Here is a 14,033-nt window from a genome sequence, read left to right as displayed (position 1 = left end):
CCCGTCGGCGCCGGACTCAGACCGAGCGGTGGTACTGGTCCGGCACCCGGACCTCCGCGCCCAGTTCGCGGGCGGCGTGCCGGGCCCAGGACGGGTTGCGCAGCAGCTCCCGGCCGAGGAGCACCGCGTCGGCCTCGCCGTTCGCCAGGATCTTCCGGGCCTGCCCGGTATCGGTGATCAGGCCCACGGCGGCGACGGGCAGCGGGGTCTCGCTCCTCACCCGGGCGGCGAACGGCACCTGGTAGCCCGGCTCGGCCGGGATGGTGACGCCGGGGGCGTTGCCGCCGGTGGAGACGTCGAGCAGGTCGACGCCGTGGGCGTGCAGGTCGTGGGCGAGGCGGACGGTGTCCTCCGGGGTCCAGCCGCCGTCCTCGAGCCAGTCGGTGGCCGAGACGCGGAAGAACACCGGCTTGTCCGCCGGCCACACCTCCCGTACGGCGTCCACGACCCGGAGGGCGAACCGGGCGCGGTTCTCGTACGAGCCGCCGTAGGCGTCGGTGCGGTGGTTGGAGTGCGGGGAGAGGAACTCGTGGATCAGATAGCCGTGGGCGCCGTGGATCTCGACGATCTCGAAGCCCGCGGCGCGCGCCCGGCGCGCGGCGGCGGCGAACTGCCCGACGATCTCGTCGATCTGCTCGACGGTCAGCTCGGTGGGCACCGGGTGGCGCTCGTCGAACGGCAGCGCGCTCGGGCCGAACGGCTGCCAGCCGTGCGCCTCCGGCCCGAGGGGCGCGCCGCCCTTCCACGGCCGGTCGGTGGACGCCTTGCGGCCGGCGTGCGCGAGCTGGACCGCCGGCACGGTGCCCTGCGCGGTGAGGAAGCGGGTGATCCGGCGGAAGGCCTCCACCTGGGTGTCGTTCCACAGTCCGAGGTCGTACGGGGAGATCCGGCCCTCGGGCGAGACCGCGGTGGCCTCCACCACGATCAGCCCCGTGCCGCCGGTGGCCCGCGCCGCGTAGTGCGCGAAGTGCCAGTCGTGCGGGGCGCCGGCGAGCGGGCCCTCCGGCTCGGCCGAGTACTGGCACATCGGGGGCATCCACACCCGGTTCGGGATGGTCACTTCGCGCAGGGTGATGGGCTCGAAGAGCGCACTCACGTCGGACTCCATTCGTCACGGACCGCTGGTGGCTTCGTACGGTACTCCTCGTACTACGAGGGATGTCAAACTACGATGCCTCTCGTACAATGCGGGAAGACGATTCCGTGACGAGGGAGCAGCCGCCGTGACCGACACCGCCACCACCGGCCGCGCGCTGCCGCACCCGGACCGGGAGCAGATCCGCCTGGAGGCCGTGCTGCACGCGCTCTCCGACCCGATGCGGCTGCAGATCGTGCGCGAACTCGCCGCGAAGGAAGCGGAGCTGACCTGTTCGCAGTTCGACCTGCCGGTGACCAAGTCCACCACCACGCACCACTTCCGGGTGCTGCGGGAGAGCGGGGTCATCCGGCAGGTCTACCGGGGCACGGCCAAGATGAACGGCCTGCGCCGGGACGATCTGGACGGCCTCTTCCCGGGCCTGCTCGACAGCCTCCTCGCCGCCGCCGCCCGGCAGGCCGGCCGCATCGGCAGCCCCGGCTGAGCCGTCCGGCCGCCGGCCTCCGTGAGCTACGGACGCGCCCGCCCGGCCGCCGGGAACACCCCGCGCGTCACGACACCCGTGCCGCGCCCAGCAGGGTGTCCCAGTCGGCCAGCTTGACCACGCTCCGCCCCAGCCGGGCCCCCAGCTCGGCCTCGGCCCGCTCGATCGCCAGCCAGCCGTCCCACGGCACGGGTGCGATGCCGGCCGCCCGCAGGACCGCGACGGGATCCTCCGGCACGTCCGCGCGGCCGAGCGCGGGAGCGTCCGCGAGCAGCGTGGTCACCGTCTCCTTGGCGCAGGGCCGGTTGGTGCCGATGACCCCCGTCGGGCCGCGCTTGATCCACCCGGCGACGTACTCGCCGGGCGAGGGCACGCCGTCGCGCAGCACGCGGCCCTCCCGGTGCGGGATCGTGCCGCTCGCCGGGTCGAACGGCAGCCCCTCCAGCGGCACGCCGCGATAGCCCACCGAACGCAGCACCAGTTGCGCGGACACGTCCTCGTACCGGCCCGTGCCGGTCACGCCGCCGGATGCGTCCGGCGCCGTCCGTTCGAAGCGGACGGCCCCCACCCTGCCGCCCTCCTCCAGCAGCTCCACCGGACGCAGGAAGAACCGCAGCCGGATCCGCCGGGCGGCCGTCGTGGCCGGCCGTGCCGCCCAGGCGCGCAGCACCTCCACATTGCGGCGCGGCCCGGCCGGCAGGGCGCCGGGATCGGCCGGATCGAGCGCCAGCTCGCCCTGGTCGACGATCACGTCGGTGCCGGGCAGGCCGCCCAGCTCGCGCAGCTCCTTGGTGGTGAAGCGGGCCTGGGCGGGGCCGCGCCGGCCCACCATGTGCACCTCGGTGAGCCCGCTCGCCGCCAGCGCGTCCAGCGCGGCCTGCGGGATGTCCGTGGGGCGCAGCTCCGCCGCGCCCCGGACCAGCATCCGGGTGACGTCCACCGCGACGTTGCCGACCCCGATGACCACCGCCGAGCGCACCCCGCGCAGGAAGCCCGCGTCGGCCGCGTCCGGATGGGCGCTGTACCAGGACACGAACTCGGTCGCGGACCAGCTGCCCGGCAGCTCCTCGCCGGGGATCCCGAGCCGCCGGTCGGTGGCGGCGCCCACGCAGTAGACCACCGCGTGGTAGAGCCCGCGCAGCCGCTGCACGGACAGGCCGCCGGGGCCGCCCACCCGGACCCCGCCGAGGAACCGCACCCGCTCGTGCTCCAGCACCGACCGCAGGCTGCCCTGGAGGGACTTGATCTTCTCGTGGTCGGGGGCGACGCCGTAGCGGACCAGGCCGTAGGGGCACGGCAGCCGGTCCAGGACGTCCACGCGGACCTCGGGATCGAGCTGGATCAGGCTCTGGGCGGTGTAACACCCACTCGGCCCGGAACCGACGACGGCGACACGCAGCACAGCGGTACTCCTCGCCCGAAGGAGAGTGTGCGGACGGCTCCAGCATGGCACCACCGGGCGCCCGGCGGCAGGGGCCGGTGGGGTGACCCGGAGGCGGGTCCGTGCGTACCAATGTGATCATCCTCCGTGCGGCACGCGCGGAAGGCGCGGCGGCCCGGCGGCGCCGCCTCCGGACGGGCCGGCCCCGTCAGGAGCCGCTCGGCCGTTCCTCCGTGGCGAAGAACCGGGACAGGTCCCCGCCCCCCGCCGCCGGGTCCGGCTCGCTCTCCGGGGGCACGCCCATCTCCCGGTCGAGCCCGTACCGCTGGAACAGTTCGGCCCGCAGCACCGGCACGGGCATCGGCACCCCCGGCACCAGCGCCGCGTACACCGCGCCCATCAACAGGGCCCGCAGCATCGGGTAGTCGGCCGAGACGTTCTGCGCGCCGTACCGGGCCACCGTGTCGCTCAGCAGCTCCGCGAGCCGGCGCTGCTCCGGGCACTGCACGAAGCCCTCGGCCTGGAGCAGGCCCGCCATGTGCTGGCGCATCAGCACCGGCCGGTCCCGGGCCAGGCCCAGGATCGCGTCGATGGCCCGGGCCAGCCGCTCCCGGCCGTCCTCGGTGCGCGGCTCCCGCTCCAGCGCCTCCTCCAGCGTGCGGTGCATCAGCCGGTGCACGGCGGACTGCACCAACTGGCGCTTGCCGGGGAAGTAGTACGACACCAGTCCGCGCGCCGAACCGGCCCGGTCCGCGATGTCGCCCAGCGTCGTGGCCTCGAACCCGTGCTCACCGACGAGTTCGACGGCGGCCTGCAGCAGCCGTTCCCGGGAACGCCGCCGCAATTCTTCATTGACCGAGGCGCTGCGCGGGGACATCCTGTAACTCCTGCGTTGACTGGCTGCCAGCCAACTATACTCAACGCAGCGGGGCGCCCCTGTGCCTGGGGCCCGCCCGGAACGGCCGTTCGTCTGGGGCGACGCGGGGGAGCGTCCCGGACGGACGGCACCGGCCGTCCCCTTCCCCGCCCGAGCCGCCGCTCAGCTCACCAGGTCCAGCACGGGCAGCAGCGCATCGGGACGCCGGTCCACCGGCAGGTGGTCCACGAAGTGCACCCGGCACCCGAGCGCGGCCGCACCGCCGTCCGCCGCCCGGCTGTCGCCGACCATCACCACCTGCTGCGGATCCGCGCCGAGCGTCTCGCAGGCCACCGAGAACAGCCGCGGATCGGGCTTCTGCACCCCGTGTTCGTACGACAGCACGTACGTGTCGACGTAGGCGTCGAGGCCGTGCGCGCGGAAGACCGGGCGCAGGTCCCAGCCGATGTTGCTGACCACGCCGACGCCGATACCGCGCTCGCGCAGGGTGCGCAGCACCCGCTCCGCGTCGGGGTACGGCGACCAGGCCGCCGGCGCCATGTGCCGGTCGTACAGGGCGTCGTACAGCCCGGGATCGGGCAGCGGCACCCGGCGGGACAGGCCGGTGTAGACGGCCCGGTGCAGCTGCGCGCTCTCGTCCCGCACGGCCCACAGCCCGGCGAGGTCCGCCGGCAGCTCCACCGGCTCCGGGCCGCCCGGCAGCCCCCCGGCCGCCTCCAAGGCCCGTGCGGCCCGGGTCAGTTCGAGTTCCGGCAGGCTGTGGCCCGTCTCGGCCAGTACCGCGCGCAGCCAGGACTCGGCGGACTCGATACGGAACAGCGTCCCGGAGAAGTCGAACAACACGGCAGCCATGGACGGGACTCTACCGGCGCCGGCGCGCCGGCAGCCGGGTCCGCGCGTTCCGCGGCCACTCGTACACCACCACCGCCACGGCCACCAGCAGCGCTCCGCCCAGCCAGCCGCCCAGCACGTCCGACGGCCAGTGGACGCCCAGCCACACCCGGGTCACGCCCACGCCCGCCACCGACACCAGCGCCGCCGCCACCGCCGTGCGCCACAGGGCGCGGCCCGCGCCGCGGCGGTGCAGCAGCCACAGCAGCAGGCCGCACACGACGGTGGCGGTCATCGCGTGACCGGACGGGAAGGCCGCGTAGTGGGCGGAGTCGACGGGGTCCGGCCAGACCGGGCGGGGGCGGGCGACGACGGCCTTCACCGACTGCTGCACGAGCGTGGCCACCGCGCAGGTGACCCCCAGCCACAGCGCCGTCCACCAGGCCGCGCGCCGCCAGACCAGCCACACCGCCGCCGCGCCGGCCAGCAGACGCATGGTGAGCGGGTCCCACACCCAGTCCGTGAGCACCCGGAAGACATGGGTCAGCTCGTGGTCGCGCACCGCCCAGCGGTGGGTGGCCCGGGAGATACGGCTGTCCACGTCGAGCAGGGGATGCCAGCGCAGGGCGACGAGGACCAGCAGCGCCACGAAGCAGGCGGCGAGGGCCGCGGCCGCGCCGGCGGCCGTGCGGAGCGCCGCCGGCGGTCCGGGGGAGGGGGGCGACGGGGGAGCGGGGGGAGGTTGGTGCATGCAGCGATCTTTGTGGACGGGGCGGCCGGGGGCCAAGCGGCAGAGGTCAGCCCAGCGCCCGCAGCCCGGGTACGAGCGCCACCAGCACCGGGATCACGGGCACCAGCGCGGCGGCCGCCGTCAGGCGCAGCCGGCGCAGCGCCGGCAGCCGGTCCGGAGCGGCCAGCAGCCGGTGCACCCGCTGCGGCACGTGCGCCTGCGGGGTCGGGCAGGGCCCGAACACGCCCCGCTCCTCGTTCAGCCCGACCAGCGCCAGGGCCGTGGTCAGGCGGCCGAAGCGGCGGGAGGCCATGTCGTCGGCGGCCAGCTCCACCAGCCGGTGCATCTCGTCGCGGAACGCGGCGAACACCGGGACCTGCGGGAAGCCGCCGGCCAGCGCGGCCGAACAGTGCAGCAGCCAGTCGTGCCGGGCCTGCGCGTGCCCCTGCTCGTGCGCGAGCAGCGCGTCCAGTTGACGGCCCTTCAGACGGCGCAGCGCCGCCGTGGTGACGACCAGCCGCGGCGCCGCGCCGGGCAGCCACCAGGCGTCGGGACGGTCCCCCTCCAGCACCACCAGCCGGCCGCTCGCCGGCTCCTCACCCGGCAACAGCGGTGCCCGCACCAGCAGTTCCGCCCGCCGCTGCTGCCGCCGGGCCCGGGCCCGTACGACCTCGCGGACCAGCATCGCCAGGCTCCACAGGCCGCCGCAGGCGAGCAGCACGGCGGTGGGCGCCGCCCAGGGGCCGGCCGCGCCGAGGGCGTAGGCCTCGACGACCCCGCGCGGGGCGGTGGCGAACACATGCCCGCGCACCGCCTGCCAGGCCGCCGCCGCGCTCAGGGTCATCGACAGGGCGCAGCACAACAGGACGGCCGCCACGACGCATTGCCACACCCACAGGGCGACGACCGGCTCGTGGTCCGGCCAGTCGGCCCGGGCGAGCAACCGCGGGGCGACGACGGCGGTCAGGGCGCCGAGCAGCAGCAGTGCCACGGGGACCATCATGGTCAGCACCCTATGAGCGCCGAGCCGCCCGGCGGTACGGTCCACGGCACCGAAGTGACGCAGCCAACGCGGGGCCACCCCGGCCCCGGCGCCCACCGCGCGCCCCGCAGGGTGCCGGTACGAGCCGGGTCATGAGCTGGGCGTCGGTCCGGCAGTCGGTCCGGCCGCTCCGTACCGGAGGCCGTCGAGGAGCAGGTCGAGGAGGCGGCCGGCCCGTTCGCGCTGGTCGGGGGCGCTGGTGATCAGCGCGACGCCGGCCAGGCTGAAGCCGACGTCGAAGGGGTCGATGTCCGGGCGCAGGAGACCGGCGTCGGCGCCGGCGTGCAGCAGGGTGCCGAGCGCGGTGCCGAGCTTGTCCAGGGTCTCGGCGAAGGGGTCCGCACCGGATGCGACCGCGGCCCGCAGCGCGTCCGCCATGCCCTGTTTGGCAGCGAGATAGTCGATGAAGTCGTCCATCCACAGGCGAATCGCCCGGTCCGGCGCGTTCTCGGCGAGCAGCTTCGCCGCGCTGTCGCAGACACGGGCCAGCTCGTTGCGGTAGGCCGCCTCGACCAGCGCCTCGCGCGTGGGGAAGTGGCGGTAGAGCGTGGCCGAACCGACGCCGGCGGCCTTGGCGATCGTGTCGATCGCGACGTCCGGGCCCTTCTCGGAGAAGGCGCGCACGGCCGCTTCGAGGATGCGCTCCCGGTTGCGGCGGGCATCGGCACGCAACGCGCTCGGCTTGGTGGTCAAGGCTGCTCCCTTCGTCGGGGACCAGTCTAGCTGGACAACCGGGGAGTTCCCCGCTTACCGTGGCGGATAACTGGGGAACTCCCCGGTTACGGGCGTCGGCCCGTTGTGCTCCCCAGGCAAGGAAGACCCTCATGAGCTCTCCGAAGACGGTTCTGATCACCGGTACGTCCTCCGGCATCGGCCTGGCCGCGGCCATCGGCACCGCCCGGGCGGGCTGGACGACCATCGCCACCATGCGTGACACCGGCAAGGCCGAGGCCCTGCTCAAGGCCGCCACCGAGGCGGGTGTCGCGGACCGGATCCAGGTCAAGCGCCTGGACGTGACCGACTCCGCGAGCATCACCGCCTGCCTGGACGAGGTCGTCGCCGAGCACGGCCGCCTCGACGGGCTGGTCAACAACGCCGGCGCCGCCCAGGTGGGCACCATCGAGCAGAGCAGCGTCGACGACGTCCGCGCGGCCATGGAGGTCAACTTCTTCGGCGTGGTGGCGGTGACCCGGGCCGCCCTGCCGCACCTGCGTGCGTCCAAGGGCCGGGTGATCACCGTCGGCAGCGTCGGCGGCGCCGTCGGCCAGCCCTTCAACGAGGCGTACTGCGCGGCCAAGTTCGCCGTCGAGGGCTTCATGCAGTCCCTCGCGCCGGTCGCCGCCACCGTCGGTGTCGATGTCACCGTGGTCGAGCCGGGCGCGGTGGCGAGTGAGTTCGTCGCCAATCTCGGCCTGGACGTCCCGGCACTGCTCGCCGCCGCCGGGCCCTACGCCCCGGCGCTCGAGGCCTACCTCACCCGCACCCGGCAGTCCTTCGCCAACGCCCAGACCCCGGCCGAGGCGGCCGCCCCGATCGTCGACGCCCTGACCGCCGCCCGCCCGCCCTTCCGTGTCCAGACCTCGCAGTGGGCCCGCGACTTCGTCGCCACCGCCCTCGCCGACCTCGACGGCTCCGCCGTCCAGGCCCTCACCGGTACCTGGGTGCGCTGACCGCCCCGCGTCCCGACGGGTGCACTGCCTACGCGGGACGCGGCAGCCGCAACGCGCCCCCGCCCGCCGGCGCCCCACCACCGCCGCGCCCCGCCCGCCCCGCAGCCTCCTCCGGGCCGGGAACCGCGGCACACCGGACGCACCACCGACCAGTCACACACCGCGGGGTGACCCGCGACAGCAAGGAAGATCATCATGGAACTCCGCACCCTCGGCAGCCAGGGCCTGACCGTCTCCGCCGAAGGACTCGGCTGCATGGGCATGAGCGCCTTCTACGGCAGCACCGACGAGACCGAGTCGCTCGCCACCATCGACCGCGCCCTGGAACTGGGCGTGACCCTGCTGGACACCGCCGAGAGCTACGGCCCGTTCCTCAACGAGCAGCTCCTCGGCAAGGCCCTCGCCGGCCGCCGCGAGCAGGCCGTCGTCGCCACCAAGACCGGTGTCGAGTTCACCGACGACGGCACGCTCGTCGGCCTCAACGGGCGCCCCGAGTACATCCGCCGTGCCCTGGACCGCTCCCTGCGCCACTTGGGCACCGACCACGTCGACCTCTACTACCTGCACCGGGTCGACCCGCAGGTGCCGATCGAGGAGACCGTCGGCGCCATGGGTGAGCTGGTGGCCGCCGGCAAGGTCCGCTACATCGGCCTGTCGGAGGTCGCCCCGCGGACCATCCGCCGCGCCCACTCCGTCCACCCGATCACGGCGGTCCAGACCGAGTACTCGCTCTTCGAGCGCGGCATCGAGGACGACGGGGTCAGGGCCACCCTGGACGAGCTCGGGATCGGCCTGGTCGCCTACTCGCCTCTCGGACGCGGGTTCCTGTCCGGTGCGATCACCGGCCCGGACGACTTCGCCGCCGACGACTTCCGCCGTACCGACCCGCGCTTCCAGGGCGAGAACTTCGCCCGCAACCTGGCGGTGGTCGACGAGGTCCGCCGTATCGCCGCCGCCAAGCAGGTCTCGCCGTCCCAGTTGGCTCTCGCCTGGGTGCTGCGCCAGGGCGCGGTCGCCATCCCCGGTACCAAGCGCCGCCGCTACCTGGAGGAGAACGTCGCCGCCACCGTCGTGACGATCACCGATGAGGACGTGGCCGCCATCGAAGCCGTAGCGCCGCGCGGCATCGTCTCCGGCGACCGCTACGCCCCCGAACTGATGCAGACCCTCAACGGCTGACACCCGGGCCGTGCCGGGCAAAGCCGGACGGCGCCTCCCGCGGCCTGCTCCACGTCGAGCAGGCCGGAAGCCCGCGGCTCACATCGCCAGCAGCATCGCCACCATGCCGATCCCCATCGACAGCCGGCACGCCCGGGCCAGTTCCGGGCGGTCGCCCCAGCGGGCCGGGGCGGTGGCCGGTGGAGTGGCGGTGGGTACCAGGCGGGCGCCGGAGAGCAGCACGTACCCCGTGAAGTACAGCAGGAGCGCGCCGGTCAGCAGGGGCACGCCGGTGCCCCCGTGGACGTGGTGGGCGGCGGAGGGGGACGCGGCCATCACCACGGACATGTAGACCATCGCGGCGCTGCCCACCAGGTGGTGCAGGTGGTGCGGGGCGCCGCGCGCGGTCCACAGCGCGCGCACGGCCGCCGCGCCGAACACGGCCGCGTACACGGGCCACGCCCACCTCGGCGGGGTGAACACGGCCGCCGGTACGGCCATCGCGGCCATGCCGAACCCCATCAGCGCCTCGCCGCCGGCGGCCCGGCGCTGCTCCTCGACGGCGCTGCGCATCCGCAGCAGGCAGTAGGCCCCGGTCACCGCGCACAGCGCGACCAGCGGCCAGGCGGTCGACACCGGTCCGTGCACGCGCACCTCCACGCTCGACGGTCGGTCGAGGGATGCGATGCCCACGGCCGGCGGAGCGCACGCGAGCGCAAGGGGGTACACGGGGAGCATGCGGGGGAGCGCGATACGTGCCACCCCGCCGGGGAACTGTTTCACGAGTAAAACACGTGCTAAATTGATGGTATGAGCAGTGCGACCCCCCACCGTCTTCCCCTCGCCGGAGTGCTCCGCCTGGGACGCCCCTCCGACATCTGGTTCAAGCCCGCGCTGAGCGTGGTCGCCGCGGTCGCCCCGCCCAACCTCGCCCTCCTCGCCCTCGGCCGCCTCGACCTCGCGATGTACACGATGGCCGGCTCGCTGTGCGCCCTCTACGGCCACAACCGGCCCTACGCCGCCCGGGCCCGCGCCCTGGCCTGGGTGGTGCTCGGCATGGTCGGCGGTCTCGCCGTCGCCCTGCTCGCCGCGGCGCTCACCACGAACGCCGTCGTCCTCGTCACCGTCGGCGCCGTCCTCGCGGCGGTCCAGAAGACCGTGTGCGACGCCACCCGGATCGGGCCGCCCGGCAACGTGGTCCTCACCTTCATCAGCTCCGCCTCGCTGTTCGTCCCTCAGACCCCCGGCCAGATCCCCGGGCACCTGGGACTGGCCCTGGCCGCCGGCGCCTGGGCCTGGCTGGTCGGCATGGCACCCGGGCTGCTCCGCCCGCACGGCCCCGAGCGCCGCGCCACCGCCCAGGCCCTGAACGCCGCCGCCGCATACGCCGGCACGCGCGGCACCGCCGACGGCCACGCCCGGGCCCGCGCCGCGACCGCCGCCGCGATCCACGCCGCCTGGGGGTCCCTCCTCGCCGCCGGCACCCGCCCCGACCGCACCCGGCGCGCCCTCGAACAACTCCTCGTCCGCGCCGAGGTCGCCCTCGCCGCCCCCGCCGACACCGACCCCGCACGCCTGCGCGCCTGGGCCCGCGACCTGCGCGGCACCGGCCGCGTCCCGCGCGTCGGGGCGCCGCGCGAGTCCGCCGACGAACTCCTCGGCGTGGCCGCCGAACAGGCCATGCCGCCCCGCTCCCCGTGGCACCGCCTCGCCCCCCTCGCCCCGCTCGCCGCACGCACCGCGCTCGGCTGCGCCCTCGCCGGATACGCCGCCCTCGCGCTCGGCGTCGGCCGCCCGTACTGGGCGCTGGTCACCGCGGCCTCCCTCTACCAGGCCAACGTCAGCCTCACCTGGAACCGGGGCGTCCAGCGGGTCGTCGGCAACCTCGTCGGCGTCCTCGCCTTCGCCGCCCTCGCCCCGCTCGCCCATCTGCACCCCGCCGCCCTGGTGCTGTGCTGCCTCGCCCTCAACTTCGGCGCCGAGGCGCTCATCGGCCGCAACTACTGGCTGGGCAGCGTCTGCGTCACCCCGATGGCGCTGCTCATCACCGAGTTCGCCCGCGCCCAGAACCCCGCCGAGCTGATCACCGACCGGATCGCGGACACCCTCGTCGGCGCCCTGGTCGGCTTCGTCGCCGCCGTCGCCGTCACCAACCGGCGCGCCGGCGACCGCCTGGAGCTGGCGCTGACCGCGGCCGAGCGCGCCCGCGAGAACGCCGCCCGCCTGCTCGCCGAGCCGCATCCGGCCCCGCGCGCCCTGGAGTCCGCCCGCCGCGGGCTCGCCGCCGCCCTCGTCGACCTGCGTGCCACGGCCGACGCCGCCGCCGGCGAGTGGTGGCAGCGCGCCCTGCCCGAGGAGCGGGTCGTGCTCACCGAACAGTCCGGACACCGTACGCTCGCGGCGACGGTACGGCGTCAGGGGCTCGTACCGCAGGACCGGGACGAGGACCCGGGCCGGGAGCACGACCGTGGCCCGGGCCCGGGCAGGACGACGGAGGACATGCGGCCATGACGGCGACGAACGGCGGACCGACGCCCGGAAGCGACACGGCCGGTACCCGGCCGGGGGCCGGTACCGACCCCGCGCGCGGCGACACCGTCTCCGCCGTCGTCCGCCAGTGGCGGGCCGTCCATCCCGAGCTGGACACCGGGCCCATGGAGATCATCGGCCGGATCAACCGCTGCGCCGCGCTGCTCCAGCAGGCCGAGGACGCCCCGCTGCGCCGCGCCGGGCTGAGCCGTGCCGAGTTCGACCTGCTCGGCGCGCTGCGCCGCACCGGCCACGAGCTGACCCCGGGCGAGCTGGCCCGGGAGACCTTCTCCTCCGGGGCCGCCGTCACCAAGCGGGTCAAGCAGCTGACCGAGCGCGGGCTGGTCGAGCGGCGCGGCGACACCCGCGACCGCCGCGTCGCCCACCTGCGCCTCACCGACGCCGGCCGTGACCTGGTCGACGGCATCCTCCCCGAGCAACTCGCCTACGAGACCGCCGTCCTGTCCGTCCTGGCCCCCGAGGGCCAGGACGAACTGGCCGGGCTGCTGGCCGAGTTGCTCACCCGACTGGAAGGCCGCATCGGCGCACTGCGCGCGTGACCGGCACCGGCCGGGCCGCAAGGCCACCCGGTGAGCACGTCCTCCAGCGCCGACGCGAGCGCGTCCCGGACCTCCTCACCAGCCGCCCACGCCGGCCGGGACGGGTCCACGACGACCACGTCCAGCGCTCCGCCCCGGGAGGTCCGGGACGGGAGGCGGCGCAGCAGCGCCACGAACTCCGGCGCGGAGCAGGCGACATCGTCGCGGGCCCGGGAGAGCAGGGAGATCGCGACCTCGTCGTCGCCCGGAGCGAGAGCCGGGACCCGGGGCAGGGGCGCCCCGGGCCCCGCTGGATACCGGGCCAAAGGGGGGCGGGCCCGTGGCTCGGCGGGGGCGGGTGCCGGGCCGGCCGGCATCGTGTGCGGAGCCGGCGGGTGTCCTGGCGGGGGCACCGGCCGAATCCCGTCACCGGCATAGTGCCGCCACGGACGGGAGGGTAAGGGGCCCTGGCGGGCGTCGACCGGCCGGCGGGCGGCGCAGCCGGTGCTGTGCGGGGCGCCGGCGGGCAGCCCGGCCGGCGACCGACCCGGTTCCCGCACCGAGGCCCCCCGGCCCCCTGGTCAGATCCCCGGCCGGTACCGCAAGGGATGGTCGCCCGGGACCTCCACCAGGACGATGCGCGTGCCGTCCGGGTCGTTGATCCACATCTCGATCAGGCCCCAGGGTTCCCGCTGCGGAGGCCGGAGGATCTCGACGCCCCCGGCCCGCAGCTCCTCGTGCGCGGCCGTCACGTCCTCGACCTGGAGCCACAGCCGTACAGCGGGCGACGGCGGGGTGTCGGAGCGTCCGGAGACCTCCAGGAACCCGCCGCCGAGGAAGTACACCGTCCCGCGCTCGGGGCCCGTACCGAACTCGCGGTACACCGGCAGGCCCAACTGCTCGCCGTAGAAGGCGCGGGACCGCTCGGGATCGGTGGGCTGGAGAAGCGTGCGGCTGCTGAGTACATGCACCATGCACCGGAGGCTAGCGGCAGCGCTACCCTCGTCCCTGGTTCAGCCACGCCCGAGATCGGAGACCGCCGCCATGGACACCCCCGCCACCGGACTCGTTTTCCGCGACGCCACCGACGGTGACGTCGACGCCCTGGTCGCCCTGATCGAGTCGGCGTACCGGGGGGACAGCAGCCGGGCCGGGTGGACCACCGAGGCGGACATCCTGGAGGGCCAGCGGACCGACCCGGAGGGCGTGCTGGAGGTCATCAAGTCGCCCGACAGCCGGCTGCTGACCGTGGAACAGGACGGCCGTGTCGTCGCCTGCTGCCAGCTGGAGCACCGCGGCGACCACGCCTACTTCGGCATGTTCGCGGTCAGCCCGTCCCTCCAGGGTGCGGGCCTCGGCAAGACCGTCATCGCCGAGGCCGAGCGGCAGGCCCGGCAGATCTGGGGCGCCACCGAGATGCACATGACGGTGATCTCGGTGCGCGACGACCTGATCGCCTGGTACGAGCGCCGCGGTTACCGCCGTACGGGACGGATGAGCCCGTTCCCGTACGGCGACGAACGCTTCGGCATCCCGCAGCGCGACGACCTGCAGTTCGAGCTGCTGGTCAAGAAGCTCGCCTGAGCGGGCCCGGCCGGTCGTCCCGGTCGCGCTAGGCCGTGTCCGCAAAGTCCCTCCTGCCCCGCGACGCCTGGCACGCACTCTCGCCGCACCGGGCGCAGACCCAAGTACGTCC

14 protein-coding genes and 1 pseudogene are annotated in these 14,033 nt (G+C 75.0%); 6 read left to right on the top strand and 9 right to left on the bottom strand.

The annotated features are described in order from the left end of the window. Positions 1-16 precede the first annotated feature (16 nt). Positions 17-1,096 carry an NADH:flavin oxidoreductase/NADH oxidase gene (locus ABZ923_RS15775; protein WP_361471268.1) on the bottom strand — a complete coding sequence of 360 codons (1,080 nt, stop codon included), beginning with the start codon at positions 1,094-1,096 and terminating at the stop codon, positions 17-19. Between the two features lie 127 nt (positions 1,097-1,223). Between ABZ923_RS15775 and ABZ923_RS15770 the strand changes: the two genes are divergently transcribed. After that, positions 1,224-1,580 (top strand): helix-turn-helix domain-containing protein, encoded by a 357-nt coding sequence (locus ABZ923_RS15770; protein ID WP_361471267.1) that lies wholly within the window; start codon positions 1,224-1,226, stop codon positions 1,578-1,580. Between the two features lie 67 nt (positions 1,581-1,647). On the opposite strand, the gene ABZ923_RS15765 is transcribed toward ABZ923_RS15770, so the two are convergent. The 6 genes from ABZ923_RS15765 to ABZ923_RS15740 all read right to left on the bottom strand — a co-directional run bounded on the left by ABZ923_RS15765 (position 1,648) and on the right by ABZ923_RS15740 (position 7,134). Next, positions 1,648-2,982, bottom strand: a complete 1,335-nt coding sequence (locus tag ABZ923_RS15765) for an FAD-dependent oxidoreductase (RefSeq protein WP_361471265.1) — start codon at positions 2,980-2,982, stop codon at positions 1,648-1,650. A gap of 187 nt (positions 2,983-3,169) precedes the next feature. After that, on the bottom strand, positions 3,170-3,838 hold the full coding sequence (locus ABZ923_RS15760; RefSeq protein ID WP_361471263.1) for a helix-turn-helix domain-containing protein: 669 nt from the start codon (positions 3,836-3,838) through the stop codon (positions 3,170-3,172). 162 nt (positions 3,839-4,000) lie between these two features. Then, the gene (locus tag ABZ923_RS15755; protein ID WP_361471261.1) at positions 4,001-4,690 is read right to left on the bottom strand and encodes an HAD-IA family hydrolase; all 690 of its coding nucleotides are present in this window, start codon (positions 4,688-4,690) and stop codon (positions 4,001-4,003) included. 10 nt (positions 4,691-4,700) lie between these two features. Beyond that, a complete protein-coding gene (locus ABZ923_RS15750; RefSeq protein WP_361471260.1) occupies positions 4,701-5,420 on the bottom strand; it encodes a phosphatase PAP2 family protein in 720 nt (239 codons plus the stop codon). 46 nt (positions 5,421-5,466) lie between these two features. Then, positions 5,467-6,402 carry a M56 family metallopeptidase gene (locus tag ABZ923_RS15745; RefSeq protein ID WP_361471366.1) on the bottom strand — a complete coding sequence of 312 codons (936 nt, stop codon included), beginning with the start codon at positions 6,400-6,402 and terminating at the stop codon, positions 5,467-5,469. A 129-nt stretch (positions 6,403-6,531) separates the two neighbouring features. Beyond that, complete coding sequence (locus ABZ923_RS15740; RefSeq protein ID WP_361471258.1) at positions 6,532-7,134, bottom strand: TetR/AcrR family transcriptional regulator; 603 nt, start codon at positions 7,132-7,134, stop codon at positions 6,532-6,534. 128 nt (positions 7,135-7,262) lie between these two features. On the opposite strand from ABZ923_RS15740, the pseudogene ABZ923_RS15735 reads away from it, so the two are divergent. Then, positions 7,263-8,111 (top strand): annotated as a pseudogene (locus tag ABZ923_RS15735) (SDR family oxidoreductase); the annotation flags it as partial. 195 nt (positions 8,112-8,306) lie between these two features. After that, the gene (locus tag ABZ923_RS15730) at positions 8,307-9,290 is read left to right on the top strand and encodes an aldo/keto reductase (RefSeq protein ID WP_361471256.1); all 984 of its coding nucleotides are present in this window, start codon (positions 8,307-8,309) and stop codon (positions 9,288-9,290) included. 78 nt (positions 9,291-9,368) lie between these two features. On the opposite strand, the gene ABZ923_RS15725 is transcribed toward ABZ923_RS15730, so the two are convergent. Further along, entirely contained in the window at positions 9,369-9,917 is a 549-nt protein-coding gene (locus ABZ923_RS15725) for a DUF5134 domain-containing protein (protein ID WP_361471254.1), read from the bottom strand. 162 nt (positions 9,918-10,079) lie between these two features. Between ABZ923_RS15725 and ABZ923_RS15720 the strand changes: the two genes are divergently transcribed. Together ABZ923_RS15720 and ABZ923_RS15715 are read left to right on the top strand one after the other, a co-directional pair. After that, positions 10,080-11,780: an FUSC family protein gene (locus ABZ923_RS15720; RefSeq protein ID WP_361471252.1), complete on the top strand. Its 1,701-nt coding sequence runs from the start codon at positions 10,080-10,082 to the stop codon at positions 11,778-11,780. Further along, positions 11,777-12,358: a MarR family transcriptional regulator gene (locus tag ABZ923_RS15715; RefSeq protein ID WP_361471251.1), complete on the top strand. Its 582-nt coding sequence runs from the start codon at positions 11,777-11,779 to the stop codon at positions 12,356-12,358. The genes ABZ923_RS15720 and ABZ923_RS15715 overlap by 4 nt, the downstream gene beginning before the upstream one ends. A 560-nt stretch (positions 12,359-12,918) precedes the next feature. On the opposite strand, the gene ABZ923_RS15710 is transcribed toward ABZ923_RS15715, so the two are convergent. Beyond that, on the bottom strand, positions 12,919-13,311 hold the full coding sequence (locus ABZ923_RS15710; protein WP_361471249.1) for a VOC family protein: 393 nt from the start codon (positions 13,309-13,311) through the stop codon (positions 12,919-12,921). Positions 13,312-13,381: 70 nt separating this feature from the next. On the opposite strand from ABZ923_RS15710, the gene ABZ923_RS15705 reads away from it, so the two are divergent. Then, positions 13,382-13,921: a GNAT family N-acetyltransferase gene (locus tag ABZ923_RS15705; RefSeq protein WP_361471247.1), complete on the top strand. Its 540-nt coding sequence runs from the start codon at positions 13,382-13,384 to the stop codon at positions 13,919-13,921. Positions 13,922-14,033 lie beyond the last annotated feature (112 nt).

This window comes from Streptomyces sp. NPDC046881 (assembly GCF_040645015.1).
GTDB lineage: Bacteria > Actinomycetota > Actinomycetes > Streptomycetales > Streptomycetaceae > Streptomyces.
The sequence above is the reverse complement of the archived record's forward strand: the minus strand, read 5'-3'. Positions and strand labels throughout refer to the sequence as shown.